The sequence below is a fragment of the Metabacillus herbersteinensis genome (assembly GCF_042433335.1).
Taxonomy (GTDB): domain Bacteria; phylum Bacillota; class Bacilli; order Bacillales; family Bacillaceae; genus Metabacillus; species Metabacillus herbersteinensis.
Genome location: NZ_JBHLVO010000008.1, coordinates 57,593 through 72,719 on the forward strand (window position 1 = coordinate 57,593; position 15,127 = coordinate 72,719).

17 protein-coding genes are annotated in these 15,127 nt (G+C 36.7%); 2 read left to right on the forward strand and 15 right to left on the reverse strand.

The annotated features are described in order from the left end of the window. Positions 1 to 30: 30 nt before the first annotated feature. The 3 genes from ACFFIX_RS11625 to ACFFIX_RS11635 form a co-directional block, all read right to left on the reverse strand. Positions 31 to 1,101 (reverse strand): Ldh family oxidoreductase, encoded by a 1,071-nt coding sequence (locus ACFFIX_RS11625; protein WP_378934047.1) that lies wholly within the window; start codon positions 1,099 to 1,101, stop codon positions 31 to 33. Continuing rightward, positions 1,094 to 1,219, reverse strand: coding sequence for a hypothetical protein (locus tag ACFFIX_RS11630; protein ID WP_378934049.1), 126 nt, complete (start codon positions 1,217 to 1,219; stop codon positions 1,094 to 1,096). The genes ACFFIX_RS11625 and ACFFIX_RS11630 overlap by 8 nt, the downstream gene beginning before the upstream one ends. Positions 1,220 to 1,282: 63 nt before the next feature. Continuing rightward, on the reverse strand, positions 1,283 to 2,005 hold the full coding sequence (locus ACFFIX_RS11635) for a FadR/GntR family transcriptional regulator (protein ID WP_378934051.1): 723 nt from the start codon (positions 2,003 to 2,005) through the stop codon (positions 1,283 to 1,285). Between the two features lie 197 nt (positions 2,006 to 2,202). Between ACFFIX_RS11635 and ACFFIX_RS11640 the strand changes: the two genes are divergently transcribed. Beyond that, positions 2,203 to 2,814, forward strand: a complete 612-nt coding sequence (locus tag ACFFIX_RS11640; RefSeq protein ID WP_378934053.1) for a FadR/GntR family transcriptional regulator — start codon at positions 2,203 to 2,205, stop codon at positions 2,812 to 2,814. An 8-nt stretch (positions 2,815 to 2,822) separates the two neighbouring features. On the opposite strand, the gene ACFFIX_RS11645 is transcribed toward ACFFIX_RS11640, so the two are convergent. The 9 genes from ACFFIX_RS11645 to ACFFIX_RS11685 all read right to left on the reverse strand — a co-directional run bounded on the left by ACFFIX_RS11645 (position 2,823) and on the right by ACFFIX_RS11685 (position 11,958). Beyond that, positions 2,823 to 4,214 carry a hypothetical protein gene (locus tag ACFFIX_RS11645; protein ID WP_378934055.1) on the reverse strand — a complete coding sequence of 464 codons (1,392 nt, stop codon included), beginning with the start codon at positions 4,212 to 4,214 and terminating at the stop codon, positions 2,823 to 2,825. 18 nt (positions 4,215 to 4,232) lie between these two features. Then, positions 4,233 to 4,853 (reverse strand): hypothetical protein, encoded by a 621-nt coding sequence (locus ACFFIX_RS11650; RefSeq protein ID WP_378934057.1) that lies wholly within the window; start codon positions 4,851 to 4,853, stop codon positions 4,233 to 4,235. Between the two features lie 13 nt (positions 4,854 to 4,866). Continuing rightward, the gene (gene larC, locus ACFFIX_RS11655; RefSeq protein WP_378934059.1) at positions 4,867 to 5,751 is read right to left on the reverse strand and encodes a nickel pincer cofactor biosynthesis protein LarC; all 885 of its coding nucleotides are present in this window, start codon (positions 5,749 to 5,751) and stop codon (positions 4,867 to 4,869) included. Next, a complete protein-coding gene (gene larB / locus ACFFIX_RS11660) occupies positions 5,732 to 6,514 on the reverse strand; it encodes a nickel pincer cofactor biosynthesis protein LarB (RefSeq protein ID WP_378934061.1) in 783 nt (260 codons plus the stop codon). Before larB ends, larC begins: the two co-directional genes overlap by 20 nt. Continuing rightward, positions 6,507 to 7,331 carry an ATP-dependent sacrificial sulfur transferase LarE gene (larE, locus tag ACFFIX_RS11665; protein ID WP_378934064.1) on the reverse strand — a complete coding sequence of 275 codons (825 nt, stop codon included), beginning with the start codon at positions 7,329 to 7,331 and terminating at the stop codon, positions 6,507 to 6,509. The genes larB and larE overlap by 8 nt, the downstream gene beginning before the upstream one ends. 318 nt (positions 7,332 to 7,649) lie before the next feature. Next, the gene (locus ACFFIX_RS11670) at positions 7,650 to 7,940 is read right to left on the reverse strand and encodes a DUF3231 family protein (RefSeq protein ID WP_378934066.1); all 291 of its coding nucleotides are present in this window, start codon (positions 7,938 to 7,940) and stop codon (positions 7,650 to 7,652) included. A 545-nt stretch (positions 7,941 to 8,485) separates the two neighbouring features. After that, positions 8,486 to 9,232: a type I methionyl aminopeptidase gene (gene map, locus ACFFIX_RS11675; RefSeq protein ID WP_378934068.1), complete on the reverse strand. Its 747-nt coding sequence runs from the start codon at positions 9,230 to 9,232 to the stop codon at positions 8,486 to 8,488. Positions 9,233 to 9,419: 187 nt separating this feature from the next. Then, positions 9,420 to 10,196 carry an enoyl-CoA hydratase gene (locus tag ACFFIX_RS11680; RefSeq protein WP_378934070.1) on the reverse strand — a complete coding sequence of 259 codons (777 nt, stop codon included), beginning with the start codon at positions 10,194 to 10,196 and terminating at the stop codon, positions 9,420 to 9,422. Positions 10,197 to 10,449: 253 nt separating this feature from the next. Then, positions 10,450 to 11,958, reverse strand: coding sequence for a coproporphyrinogen III oxidase (locus ACFFIX_RS11685; RefSeq protein WP_378934072.1), 1,509 nt, complete (start codon positions 11,956 to 11,958; stop codon positions 10,450 to 10,452). A 166-nt stretch (positions 11,959 to 12,124) separates the two neighbouring features. On the opposite strand from ACFFIX_RS11685, the gene ACFFIX_RS11690 reads away from it, so the two are divergent. Next, a complete protein-coding gene (locus ACFFIX_RS11690; RefSeq protein ID WP_378934074.1) occupies positions 12,125 to 12,349 on the forward strand; it encodes a hypothetical protein in 225 nt (74 codons plus the stop codon). A 48-nt stretch (positions 12,350 to 12,397) separates the two neighbouring features. Here ACFFIX_RS11690 and ACFFIX_RS11695 read toward each other — a convergent pair whose 3' ends face one another. The 3 genes from ACFFIX_RS11695 to ACFFIX_RS11705 all read right to left on the reverse strand — a co-directional run bounded on the left by ACFFIX_RS11695 (position 12,398) and on the right by ACFFIX_RS11705 (position 15,049). Next, positions 12,398 to 13,267, reverse strand: coding sequence for a Cof-type HAD-IIB family hydrolase (locus tag ACFFIX_RS11695; protein WP_378934076.1), 870 nt, complete (start codon positions 13,265 to 13,267; stop codon positions 12,398 to 12,400). A 180-nt stretch (positions 13,268 to 13,447) separates the two neighbouring features. Continuing rightward, on the reverse strand, positions 13,448 to 13,798 hold the full coding sequence (locus tag ACFFIX_RS11700; RefSeq protein WP_378934078.1) for a YlbF/YmcA family competence regulator: 351 nt from the start codon (positions 13,796 to 13,798) through the stop codon (positions 13,448 to 13,450). Between the two features lie 114 nt (positions 13,799 to 13,912). Next, positions 13,913 to 15,049 (reverse strand): DUF445 domain-containing protein, encoded by a 1,137-nt coding sequence (locus tag ACFFIX_RS11705; RefSeq protein ID WP_378934080.1) that lies wholly within the window; start codon positions 15,047 to 15,049, stop codon positions 13,913 to 13,915. Positions 15,050 to 15,127: the final 78 nt, after the last annotated feature.

Below are 15,127 nucleotides of genomic sequence, written 5' to 3' on the forward strand. Positions count from 1 at the left end.
CTTTTTATTTTAATTTTTTTATTTCCTTATTTAACTTTGAACTATAAAAGATTCATTTATATTGTATTTTTTCGCTAGGGTTACTAATTCTGTTACGATCTCTTTTCCTAGAGGGATACCATTTTTCTGTCGGTCTAATTCGGTTTCCATTTCAATTTCGCCTGGTAGATAGATTTTCTCTACTCCATCCATTAAGGGGAGTGCACGTATCTCTTGAATCATTTGATCTATCCGATGTTTAAACACGTCTAAGTCCTGAAACAAATCTGCACGCATTACCATAAAAAACTGCCCTACATTTTGTTTATCGATGAAGTTGTTGTAAAGGTCTCCAATAAAAGGACCATATGCAGCACCAGTAAATAAAGAAGACAAACACTCTACAAGAAATGCAATTCCATACCCCTTATGGTCTCCAACTGGTAACACAACCCCATTAATTGCTTGCTTTGGATCGGTGGTTGGAGTTCCTTCGGACGAAAGAGCCCACCCTATAGGGATTTGTTGGTTTCTTTTTTCTGCCAAAATAATTTTCCCTCTAGCTACCTTACTTGTAGCCATATCAAAAATAATATCTTTTTCCTGGCCGGCTGGAATACCATAGGATATAGGATTTGTCCCAAAGAATCGTTCTTTCGCACCCCATGGTGGCATAGTTGATGGAGCATTTGTGGTTGCAATAGCAATACAATCCTCTTCTACAGCTAAACGGGTATAATCAGCTAACATTCCACAATGGTTTGAATTTTGGATTCCCACCATTCCTATTCCTGAGCTTTTTGCCTTTTCAATGGCTCTTTTCATCCCATAATGTGCAACAGGAATACCGGAGCAATTTTGAGCATCAATAAGAAGGCTAACAGGTGTTTCTTTTAAATGAATCGGTTTAAACTCTTTATTGACAAGACCTAGCTCAAGTCTTTTTGTATAAATACCTACACGGCTAACCCCATGAGAATCAACGCCTCTTAAATTAGCTTTAACCAAGTGCTTCGTTATGGAATGGGCTTGTTTTTGATCGAGCCCTGCTTTTAAAAATATTTCTTCAACCATATCTTTTAAATGGTTACTTTGAACACGCTCCTCCGCATGATTAATCAAGAATCTCACATCCTTTTTTATTTAAAACATCATCTACATGGATACCTGGTTGATTTACTGGTTTAATTCTATATTCCAAAGTCCAAAGTCTGCCCATTACATCACCAACATTCCCCATTATGTTTCCTCCTAATATATTAATAAATTAATATGGTCTGACCATTTTAGGTAAAAGAACCTTTTAAATAGGTTCTTCATTTGTTTTATGATTAGACCAAATTTTTCTTTCATTTTTGACGAGGTGATTCCGCATAGCTTCAGCAGCCTTTTTGGGATTTTTACTTTTTAGACTATCTAAAATATCATTATGTTCCTCATAAACTTCTACAAATCGACCAGGTACTTTTGAAGATTGCAACTTACTAATACGCATACCCTCTTCAAATTTTTCAGCTACATTATCAAATACTTGTTTGTAAATTGAATTATGAGAAGCAAGGATAATTGAATAATGGAACATATAATCTTCCTCTAACCCTAACGCACCATTTGTATGAGCTTCTAACAGTTTTTTCTGGGCCTCACGAATCATTCTAATATCTTCATCTGTGGCATTAACTGCTGCTAGTGCGGCAGCCTCTACTTCAAGTCCCCGTCTAAACTCCAGAATTTCTCTATAATCCTTTTGATTTAACAGATGATTAGTTACACGCCCTGCTATACTTTCCCCATGAAGATCTTTCAAAAAGATACCCGCACCAGATCTTTTTTCAATGATGCCATTCGCTTGTAAAACACTCATTGCTTCACGAACCGCCGTTTTACTTACTTGAAAAAGAGAGGCTAATTCATTTTCAGATGGAAGCCTTTCGCCCGCTGAAATTTCCTCCTCCTCAATATATTCTTCTATGGCAATTATAATTTCTTCAAATAATCTTCTTTTTTTAATCGGTTTTAAAGCCATTTAATCACCATTTCTTTTAATCTAATCAATGTTTTGTTCTTATTTTTATCATATGGTCTGACCAAAAATGCATGAGCTATATATCCCTCTAATTGAATTTTAAGTAAATTCTAAAAATTAGTCAATACATATTCTATTCTTTTATTAAATCCTTTTTGCTAAAATAAGACTATTCCAAACAATAAAGGGAGTTTTTTATGGATAATAAGTATAATATACGATCTGTTCCAAGAATGTTTGAAGAAGTTACACGCTCCATTATCAACTATATACATGATGAAGATCTTGAGAAGGGTGATAAGCTTCCCCCCGAAAGAGAACTAAGTGAGCTGTTAGGAGTCAGTCGATCTTCTGTCAGAGAAGGTCTTCGAATATTAGAGCTTTTAAAATATTTAGATTCGCGTCAGGGTGGTGGAACATTTGTATCAACCCCTGCCCCCTTTCTTATACCCTATCGTCTGATTAATCAAAGCATAGAATTGTCCACATTACAAAAGTACTTTGAAATGTCTCTTCTAAATGCTAAACAGATCATTTTGCTTTCCTTAGAGCAAAAAATATCCGTCAACCTTCAAGAAAGACATACAACAGACACTTGGAATGAGTTCTCTGCCTGGATAAATGAATTGGGCCAGCAGCTTTCAAATGACTATTATTTAGCATTATGGAATACCATCTTCCCCTTACTTGAAGAAAAGAATTATTTTACAGACATTAAGCTAGACATTGAAATCAATGAATTAAAGATTGCCTTTTACAAAAAAGACCGACAAACTTTGCTTGAATTTTTTGATCGTATAACACCTTAATAACTTTGCTAGTGAATAAGATTAACATACAAGACGCCAATAACAAACATCGTGAGAAGATAAAGGCCATTCCATTTAAATCCCACTGACAAACCTGTACGCTGAACTGATCCGCTTACAAGTAAATTTAATGGATTAACTGGACTTAGAACAGCAGATATTGACCATGAAACCATAAGAAGCAGTGCAATAACTGGTGGTGTAGTACCAATGACATAAGGATCCATCTGAGTAGCCAAAGCGGTGATCACAACGATTTGATGTATACCAATAAAACATAGGAGTACCACAACACCAATGATGGTTACCGTAAACAGAAAAAATGAAATTCCCGCCAATTGATTCAATGCTGTCCGTAATTCATTAGAAAATTGTGTTCCTGTCAAAGCTTTTCCGAATAAACCAGCACTTATGAATAGAATGGTTTCATTGTTCATGTTCGGAAGGGAATGGTTCCTAAAGTCTGCAAAGGACTTCTTTGCTGGAACCCATCTTTTTTTTATCGTACACCATATTAACGGATAAATAATGGATATTAAGCTGACTAATAACATCATGGGCCATTTTGTAAGATGTTCAAAAAAGAAGATAGTACCCATTAAAAAAATCAGAGTCACACACAACTGCAATACCTTTTTCTTCTGTTCTTGCTCGATTGGAAATTCTCGATGATTCAATTTAATAGTTGCTAGTTCCGTAGGACATTTCTGTTTTATATAAATTCTGAAGAGAATATTCCCTACTAGTAATTGAATAAAGGCAAGTGATAAACCTAGAGGCAAATATTCCGATACTGGGACGTTTAAGTAATAGAGAACTAAGGCAACTGATGCAAAATAAGGTGACCATAATATGACAGTTGAAAAACCGACTAAATAAGATTTTGCCAATAAAAACGAAGGTAATTTCATGTCTTTGATTGTTTCATGTAATAGACGTATAGATCCTAGATTCAGAATGGGGCCAAGACAAAAAATCAAAAATGAAATACCCCCAAACAACTTACCAGAATCATTGATTACTTTCTTTAAGTAATATTCAACCGTTTGAAAGTAGCCCTCCAATTTTAAAGGTATTGCTAGCAATGGAACTAATATTACCAGTGTTAACAAAGGTAAATTAGCAGTTATTCCATTTGACAGTTCGTGAAAGTCAATCCCTTTAGATATCATGATGATAATACCTGATGAAAACATCATCAACGATAACAATCTCGGTATTAATTTCGCAGAATAAAGACTGATCAAAAAGGCGATTACACTTAAAAAGGATAAAAACACTTCTACAACAAAAGAATGAATGAAAAAACTTAGTATATAGGTTAGACACAACGAAATTATCAAGTGATTTTTAATTTGCTCACGATTAGTTATTTCTTGTGCCACTTGTACTTGTGGCATATACTATCCCACCTTTAATTATTGCATCAAGATTTCGTAAATGTAGAAAATACCAAATCCTATACTAAGGAACCCAGTTCCACATGCTAAAACTGTATTGACACGTTTATGATTGGAAGCCAAGGAATACGGAAGTCCAATAATCAAAGTTGCCAGAACCATGCTAAGTAAAGTGCCTACTCCAAACAGTATTAAATATAAAAATACTAAGCTTTTATCTTCAATTGTACTTAAAAATACATATGCAACAGCAGAGCTACCAGCTAGTCCATGAAGCAACCCTACAGTAAAGGACTTTAACATGTAGGGGCTTTTTGCCTTGCTTACAGCTACTTCACTCTTTCTTTTGTAAATGGAGAAAACAGCCTGTATTCCTAGCACAATAAACATCACACCAACAAATCCCTCAAGTAACTTTTCTACATTTTTTAGAATTAGCAGGTTGAAATAAATAATGGCACAGCCAATAACCAGTATGGTAGTCATATGTCCTGCTCCCCACCACGCGCCGACAAGAGCTGAAAACCTGACTTTTCTCTTTTCACTTACAATATTGCTAACAGCGATAACATGATCTAGATCTAGCGCATGCTTCAGTCCAAACAACATCGCAAGCAATAGAACATTTACAGCATCCACTCTCTTTACCCTCCTATTTTCTTCTTCCAATCAGTACACGAAGCACATTTGGATGTTGTGCAAAGTCTTTCGTTCCCGCTCCATAACCCACAGATTGAACAGTCATGGATGGGATCGTTCCGTATTCATCACAAAGCGCTTTTATGATCGCTGCTCCTGTTGGTGTTGTTAATTCTCCTTTTATATCACTTTGCCTAAGAGGAACCTCTCTTAAAATATCTAAAGTAGCTGGTGCTGGTATCGGATAGATTCCATGATCAATATGGATATGTCCACTCCCGACCGGAACAGGTGAAGACTCAAATTTCTCAATACCAAGGTCATGAACAAGAATTGCAGCTCCCACAATATCAATAATAGAATCTACAGCTCCTACTTCATGAAAATGTACCGTTTCCACTGGAACCTGGTGCATCTTAGCTTCTGCCCTTCCTATTTGATCAAAAATATTCAATGCAGTTTCTTTTACTTTTTCTGAAAGCGAAGAGCTCTGAATCATCGTAATAATATCCTGATAATGCCGGTGTTGATGATCATGATTATGAAAGTGATTGTGTTCATGATGACCTTCGTGATGGTGATCTTGTTTATGATCTTCATGATGCTGATGGCTGTGTGAGTGATTGTATTCAGCGTGATCCTCATGATGGTGGCCATGCAGCTGTAATTCCAGTTTCGATGAAGGTGCACTCTTCGCTGGACTTAACTCCACATCAAATTTAGTAGCTGACAATCCTTTCTTTATTACTTTATTCATATGTAAAGCATATTCTTGTTCAATACCTAGTTTCTTTAGCTCATTTTGAAGAACATCCTGATCAGCACCAGCGTCAAGAAGTGCCCCAATCACCATGTCGCCGCTTATTCCTGAGAAGCAATCAAAGTATAAGGTTTTCAACTTTCTCTTCCTTTCTGTGGATTAGAGATGTAATTAAGGCCGCATTGTAGCCTCCTCCAAAACCATTATCGATATTAACAGTACTAATTCCAGGAGCACAGGAATTCAACATGGACAATAGAGCTGATAATCCATTAAAATTTGCTCCGTATCCAACACTCGTCGGCACAGCAATCACTGGGCAGGTAACCAATCCACCGAGCACACTGCCAAGAGCTCCTTCCATTCCTGCAACAACAACAATGGAGGAGGCTCCTTGTATTAAAGGTAATTGGTCAAATAGACGGTGAATGCCGGCAACACCTACATCATAAACTCGCTTTACTTCACATCCCATTGATTCTGCTGTAATAGCTGCTTCCTCTGCAACAGACAAATCCGATGTACCTGCACAAACCACTGCAACATATCCGCCATATAAAACATCAGGCTCTGATTCATGTTTCCAGTACAATGTTCGTGCGATAGGATGATAGGTGAATTGTGGGAGGTCTTTTAAAATAGTTGCTGCCTTTTGTTCGTCCACCCTAGTTGCCATTGCCCGTTTCGCGTATTGCTGAAGACGCTTTAGTATAATCACCATTTGCTCTGCGGTTTTCCCTTCTCCAAAAACAACTTCTGGAAAACCTGTTCTTTTTTCTCGTTCGATATCGAGCTTTGCAAAATTTAGTTCTTCGTACGCCATAATACTTGTCTTTGCTTCTTGTATACTTATTTCCTGATTCTGTAAGCGAATTAAAAGCTCCTCAAGATTGTCACCCATTTGTCTTCACCTTCAGAACCTCATTCATGCTACCTGTTCTGTAGCCTTGTAAATCAAGAGCCGTATATGTAAAGCCGAGCTCTTTAAACTTTTTATTAATTTGTTCTCTGTAAAAAAGAGCTTTTTCAAACTCATCTTCACCTACTTCAATTCTAGCAATTTTATCATGATGTCTTACCCTTACATCGTAGAAACCTAGTCCGATAAGGTAATCCTCACCTAGATCAAGCTGGTTTATTTTCTCAGCCGTAATTCTCGTTCCATAAGGGATGCGAGAAGATAGACAGGCAAATGATGGTTTGTTCCAAGTTTTTAAATTCATATCCTGTGATAGCTGGCGAATTTCATCTTTTGTTAAACCCGCTTCTTTTAGTGGGCTGCGGACTCCTTTTTCTTTTGTAGCTTTCATCCCAGGGCGATAGTCGTTCATATCACTAGCATTTGTTCCATCCAGAATAAATGGATACCCTTTTTCCTGTGCTAATTTTGTAAGTGAGTCATACAATCCAAACTTGCAGAAATAACAGCGGTTTGTCGGATTTGAAACAAAGTTTTCATTTTCAAACTCTTTAATTTCTATGGACATAAATAGAACATCCAATTCCTGAGCAAGTAAGACAGCGGCTCTAAACTCACGGTCAGGAAATGTCTCTGAGGCAGCGGTTACAGCTAGTACTCTATTACCTAATTCCTGTTTTGCTCTTGCAAGTAAAAAAGCAGAGTCCACACCACCTGAAAATGCAACTAAACATGTTCCCATCTCTGTTAATATACGACCTAACTCTTCGTTTTTCTGTGCTAGTGTTAACGTTTTCAATTCTTTGCCCCCTAGATGCCTTTAAATTTTCTAATTATTATGATAATCTCTTATTTGCGACATAATGTAAAGATAAGTGAATACTATTGTTTTGATTTTTATGAAAAAAATATTTTTTTCGTTTAAAAAGCTCCAATGCCAACAATTTTTTCTTAAACTGCTAATACACTACAACACTCTCAATTGTGGTAAAATATAGAAATTTAATTCATAATGATGGTGAAAAAATGCGAACAAAAAACCGTGGCATAGACGTCTTGCCATATGTTGGATAACTTCGTTTTAAAGCACAAGAATCGGAAAGAAATCATGGACACTTTAAATGAACGTGGAGTTGTTGTTTCGGAGTATAGCTGGGGCTGATAAATCTATATCTTTAGCAGAGAATCCAATGGGTATTGGAAATTCCTCATTATTGAATATCTCCGTAATACGTTTCAACGTATTTTCGTTTAATAACAGAGCTTCTTCAATTAATGGTTTTATCTGCTGGTCCTTCATATGTTGTAAGAAGTTTTTATAAAAACAAGTTGTTGCAGAACTCTGTATATAAGTTGCCCATAGTGCCGAAATCTCTGCGGAGGATAAATTAATGTCCGTTTTTTCCACTTTTGCTACCCCTTAGAAGAAAAGACAAGTTGGATCACTATTTTTTAAATTAAATAATTTTCGGGTTTCTCAGGAATATGTATACCCACTCTATGATTGAGGAATTATACGTCTATCTTGAATAGAAAAGGAGGAATTAACAATGTGGAAAAAACTATTAACAATCATGCTTGCTGCTCTTCTTGCTACAACGATGGTTGCTTGTGATGATGCACCTGGTGAGGACGAGATTGGTGATGGAGAAGTGAATGATGAGGAGTAATAGATACCATTAGTATCGATGTTAGAACAACGCTATCATTTGTAAAGACTCATTTTTTGCATCTTATTAAAGAGGAGTTACTTTAACTAAGTAGTTCCGATAATGTGGAGAAAACCTTAAAAAACATATCAAATATCATTTTAATTCATAGTGGAAGTCCCATATCAATTAACGAACAAAAACGCTCAGAGAATTATCGCTCTGAGCGTTGCTTTTATTGTTGCTCTTGTTAAGTTAAATATATACGATGTTTCTCCACAAAAACGGAACTACTTCAAGTTAACTACTGTTGAGTCAAAATAATCGGTCCATTTTTAGTAATAGCTAATGTATGCTCATACTGTGCTGACAATTTTCCGTCGACAGTTCTAGCGGTCCAACCATTTGAGTCCATTTTTCTATGCCATGTACCTTCGTTTATCATCGGTTCAATTGTAATGACCATGCCTTCTTTCAAACGCAGTCCTTTTCCTTGTGTACCGAAATGAGGAATTTGTGGGTCTTCATGAAGTGTTGGTCCAACCCCATGTCCTGTAAAATCTCGGACAACTGAAAATCCTTCAGATTCAGCATAGGTTTGAATTGCATGCCCAATATCTCCAATACGGTTTCCTATGCATGCTTTTTCAATGCCTTTATATAAGGAATTCTGCGTTACTTCTAACAATTTTTGAGTTTTTTCAGGAATGTTTCCTACCGCGTATGTCCAAGCAGAGTCTGCAAGTCCATCGTGTAAGTTAAACACCGTATCAATGGTTACAATGTCGCCATCTTTTAGTGCAGTTTTTCTAGGAAAGCCATGACATATTTCATCGTTAACTGATGCACATGTGGCATATTTATACCCTTTAAAACCTTTCTGTTCAGGTGTTGCTCCATGTTTTTTTAAATACTGTTCGACAAAGGTATCAATCTCTAACGTAGTTATACCTGGTTGTATCAATTTTGCAATTTCTTTATGACAAGCTGCCAGCAACTTTCCTGCTTCATGCATCAAGTTAATTTCTCTTTCTGATTTTAAAGTAATCAATGCGAATGCCCCTATTTTGATGAATTTTGTTTCAATTCTAACATAATGATAGTGATAATTCATTTCTAGCGGTCTGCCCTGATTTTTGAATACAAAAGAAAAAACCTGTTTTTGAATGGATCCAAAAACAAGTTTCAGTTATTGATACAGCATTTTGTCACATTGAAAAATCTACAAATCTTCCAATCTATCTCGCATTAAACACAGGCTGTCTCTTTTCAATAAAGGCCTTTACACCTTCTAGATGGTCTGCTGTTTTTCGCATATTCGATTGGTTGACTGTTTCGAGATCAAGTGTTTCTTTTAATTCTGCTAAACCCTGTTTCGTGTAAATTTCTTTCGTTGCAATCATTGCTTGTAATGGTCGTGTTTCGATACGTTGTTTCGCTTCTTGAATTTGATCTTCTAGTTCTCCTTCAAAAACTGCATCAACCAAACCTATTTGAAGAGCTTTTTCGGGTGTTAGATTTTCACCTTCCCAAATGACGTGCTTAGCCTGATGCTCACCTAATCTCTTTTTCATGAAATAGTGACCACCGCCGTCAGGAAGAAGACCAATCTTAATGAAGTTCATCGCAACCTTTGAGTTCGTTTGTACATATACATAGTCACTTGCTAATGCAAAGCTTAGTCCTAATCCTGCTGCTGCACCATGAATAAGACTTACTGTTATGGCTGGCATTGTGTATAGAGTTAAAATTAATTCTTTAATCTTTTCCATAATCGGGAAAAATGCTTCTGGGTCATTGTTTGAGAGCATTGTTTTAATGTCTCCACCAGATGAAAACGCTCGTCCTCGACCACTGATAAATAATACCTTTGCACCTGAAGTGACGACTTCCTTCAATGCACCAGTTAATTCAGAAATCATTTGAACATCCATTGCGTTCAATGAATTTGGTCGATTTAAATATAAATAAGCTGCCTGACCGTCTACATGTAATTCTACAGTTTGATAGTTCATCCTTTTCCCCCCTTGTTCTTTTATCAGAACGTATATAATTTTATATTAAGTCTGCGTTTCTGAATCCAGCTCCAGCGCCTAGCCCCTCGAGGTCATAAGTCAATTCTAAATTGAAGTCAAAGAACGCCTTCTATTTAGAATCGCCTTATGCTTGTCGGGGCTGAACAAGGCGCTTGCGCTTTTTTCTTGTCCCCCTACTATTCCTTCAAAAGACGTTAAAATCCTGCCTAAGGACAAAAAAACTCCCACTTAATTAGAGGGAGGGTGAACTGGCAAAAAGCTCGTCTAATATTCTAATCTTCTCATCTGTATAATGCTTAAAGCCGTCATTATAGGATTTAGGGTCTTTCGGATTTGCAAAGTGCGTTATTTTTCCGAACTTAGGATCGATAAATTTACTTGCAGCACCACAGCCTATGCCAATGATTGATTGCTGTTCTTCCATAATCATAATGTTATAAATGCTATCCTGACCTTTTAAGGCATACCCTACGTTTTCAAGATTTCCAAGGATGTTTTTTTGACGATACAGATAATATGGAGCATACTCGTGTTTCTTCATCCACTCCACGGCATGATCCATCATCGTGGTAATTTCTTCTCTGTTTGCCACTTTGTATTTATGTTTGTTTTTCGTCATCTCAGATGCTCGTTTAAAGGAAAGAGTATGAACCGTAAGTGATTCTGGCATCAGTTTTTTTGATTCTGCTAACGTATAATCAAATTCGTCAATACCTTCACCAGGTAGGCCAATAATTAAATCCATATTAATGTTGTTCATACCCATGCTTCTTGCAAGGTGATATTTTTCAATTGTTTCTTCGACGGTATGATGACGTCCTATCGCTTTTAACGTTTCTTGAATGTAGGACTGTGGATTAATGCTGATACGGTCAATTTTATACTTGTTTAATACGTCTAGTTTTTCAGGGGTGATTGTATCTGGGCGACCTGCTTCAACTGTAATTTCACGTATATTTTCAACATCAGGGAAAGACTGAACCATTTCCTCATACAACATGTCCATTTCTTCAGCGGAAATACTAGTAGGAGTTCCTCCCCCATAATAGACAGTTGTTATTTTAATTCCCTTTTCCTTAAGCCAAAGACCAATCTCTCTCATTTCAAAATGAAGTCCACCTAGAAACGATTCAACAGAACCTTGTCTACCGTTAATTGCATATGCTGGAAATGTACAGTACGCACATTTTGTAGGGCAAAACGGTATTCCGATATAGATGCTTACTTCATTTTTTAAAGAATATAGATCTGGAATAACATCAAGTTGGCGATTAACTATTTGCTGCATTAGACTTATTTTTTCGTCATGAATGAGGTACTCTTCTTTGAACATACGGTGAATTTCCTGTTCTGTTAACCCTTCTTGGCGCTTTTTGTGATAAAGCTTTGTTGGGCGAATACCTGTTAAAATCCCCCACTTTTGAATAATACCGGTATAGTTTTGAAGAATCGTTAAATAAACATATGAGACCGTGTTTTTTATTTGCTTAAAGCGCTCTTTTTCATCCTGAATCTGTTGTAAGTTCTTTTGTCTCTTTGCTTGAAAAACTTGATCATCTGCTCCAATTAACCGAGTAGTGATGACAACAGAATCCAGAGTATCTTCAATCAAAAATTCCACTTCAAACTCTGTATCCTCTGGCGTAAATGACAGTTCGGTTTCTTCAAAAAATAAATTTGAAATCAGACGGATTGGTCGATGAAAACGCTCATCGTTAATTCCTTTTATATAAATTTTCATCATGATCATCCTTAGTTTCTTTTAGTCAAACCAAGTGTACAGAATGACTGGGTGTAGGTCAAACTATATCGAGGGAATTGATGTTTTAATGTTGAGATTTAAGTGAATAGATACTATTGAAAGAATTCTTGATGGACTAGACAGAACTGAAAAGCAATTATATTCAATGCAAAGTGTCCAAGACAGAACTGAAAAGCAATTAAACTCATTGCAAAGTGATGTCTCTACCATTAAAGAAAATGTGCATCGTATTGAAAACACCCAAGAAGAAGTTGTTCTGGGAATGTTAATCCATATAAAAAAGCAAGTCGAGACGAAAGAAAGCCAAATTCAAGTATTAAATAAAAGACTCTTTAATGTTGAAACTAAAACAGAACAAACCCAGCAATAAAGAGGTTGATTCACACAGAAATGCAAGCTCAACCTCTTTATTTCACTTTTATTGATCTACTTTAATCTTCCGCAAAAAGTCTATTCGTTGCTGTTTCCTGAAATGCTCCTTCACCATATAAGCAACGCCTTGCTCATTGTTTGAACGAGTTACCCAATCGGCAGCGTGCTTTACTTCGAAAGTTGAATTACCCATCGCCACACCTAAACCAACAGAGGCAATCATCTCCACATCATCTGTTGAGTCACCAATGGCGACTACTTGTTCTAATGGAATCTTCAAATGCTTAGCTAACATGCGCAATCCGTTTTCTTTTGAAACTCCCTTTGATATAAGCTCAAGCTTATGTGGTTGATTACTTTTCACCTCAAGACCTTCAAATGCGTCTCGAATGGTGCTTGCCGCCTCTTCCTTGTCTTCTTCTTGTGAAAAATACGCTTCTACCCGAGTAGCCGCTACAGGCTCATCTCTTAATGTATCACTTAATGAATCTACAAACTGCACTGGATAAAAGATCGAGTCTGATGTATTTATAAGAGTTTTACTAAGAATGGAAGGAGATATCTTTTTGCGATTTCCTATAGAAAATCGTTCATGTACAACCCTAACATTACATTTGTAATTTTCTAGCACCTGAATTAGATTAAACGTTTTTTCTTCAGATAGTCTGTTTTCGTAAAAAGGCTTATCAAGATTGTTTGTAATAAATGCGCCACCATGTGTGATTAACAAGGAATCTAATTTCAAAGCTTTTGCAAGCTTTTTCGCAGATTGAAAGTGCCTGTTTGTCACAAGAGTCACATACACTTCCTTCTCTAGAACAAATTCAATCGCTTCCTTTGTTGAGGGTTGGAGGCGACCATTCGATCGAAGCAATGTGCCGTCAATATTTAAAGCAAGTAACCGATATAAAGTCACAGTGGGTCCCCCTTCTGCTGATGCCTTACCTACTATGAGAATATGTCCTTTTTAGAAAAATTAGAACACAGCGTACTCAGCGAGCAAAGAACACCTTGCGAAGCTTTAAATTCATGCAAAAAAGCAGAGCAACCACTTGGGTTCACTCTGCTCCTTCCTACTCCGATATCAATTTAAGATTTACTGCATACTTCCGTACATATCTTCTAATGGTTTCATGATAATTTTATTGAGCTCTGTAATCAGCATGCTCATGCGTTGTTCAGCGTCCATAAGCTGTGCAATTTTTTCGTGTTGCTGAACAAGCTGTACGGACTTTTGTGCTTGTTCAATTTCTTCTTGGGTAATTTCTTCCCCAGACATTTGTTTTTGTTGTAAGTTCAATTGAAGATTACGAAAGTTTTCAAACATTTTACTAGCAGATTCATCAGAATTTACATCACTATAAAGTTGTTTTAAATTTTTGTAATCATCGCTCTCACGTAGTGCTTTTTCTAAATTGTATGCAACATCATATAAATTGTCAGACATATGATGAGCCTCCTTTCTAGTTTTAACCCGTGTAGGCACTATCCAACTATAACAAACTATATGAAAGATTGCATTAGAGTGTGCTCTTATAATCTATCACTTATAATGATAACATTACGAAAATAACAACACGATAAAACCTTGAAACCCACCAATTATACCCCCAAGAAGGGCACCTAAATAGGTAATCATTTTAAATTCTTTTCGAGAAATTGACAAAATCATATCTTCTAGGCGATCAACCCCAAATGTTCCAACCTGCTCTGTGACTATTTCTTCAAGCCTCAGCTTTTTCATCATTTCTTCAAGATGTGTTTCCAGATATTCACTTACTTTATTTAGCAGCATCGGAAGTATTTCCTCAAGAATATGGTGCTCTTTAGGCTTCAAAAAGTTCGATAACGGCCTGCCTAGCAGCTCCCCTACTTGCACGTTTTTTACAGCAGCATCGATTACAACTGCTCCTAGCTTAGAAAAATTCAATGTTGAAGTCAGTTTATTGACAGTCAGCTCTTGCGCATTTATCCATTCCTTCTCTAATAATGAGACAAGCAAGCGCTTTGTTTCTTCGTTACGTAAAAACTTTGTTACCTCGGGTTGTACTTTATCAATCAAGCTACTATTTCCTAAAAACATTTGAACCATGTTTCCAAGCATGCCTCGAGTTGCTAAGAAATCGTCAATCATGTTACGCAGTCGTTGCTTTCCTTCACTGCTCTCAAAGTATTGAATGCCTTTTTCTGTAATAATATCGGCCATTTTTGGAAGATACAGCTTCACATTTTCTAGAACATCTATTGGAAGGGTTTCTGTGATGGTTTTATCACTGTATTCAGATAGAAGTGTTTCATACTTTTTGTTTAAAAACGTTCGTAGCTGTCCTTCAACACGAACTGAAGCATCATGATAACCAAACGCACCTAATAGCTGTTCTGCTGTCTTTTCTGTATGAATGAGCTTCTTCGTTTCAACGGATCCCCAATCCAGAAGCTGTTTACGGAATGTCTCCTGTTGAAACTTCTTCTTAATCCCTTCTGGTGTTAGCAAATGTTCGACAACCATCCGTCCCATTTGCTTAGCCAGTTCATCGCGTCTTTTCGGAATCAGACCAGGTGTAAATGGGACTCTTTTCCCTGCTATGTATAAGGGCTTATAAGGCCTAAAGAGCATCTTAATTGCCAATGAATTCGTAACCCCACCAATTGCTGCCCCAATTGCAATCATAAACAAAACCATTACTAAACTATCCATGCTAAATCAACCTTCCAAACTTCACCTTATTTTAAGTCAAAACATACGATGCCATATCAGTATTTGCCTATGAAAACA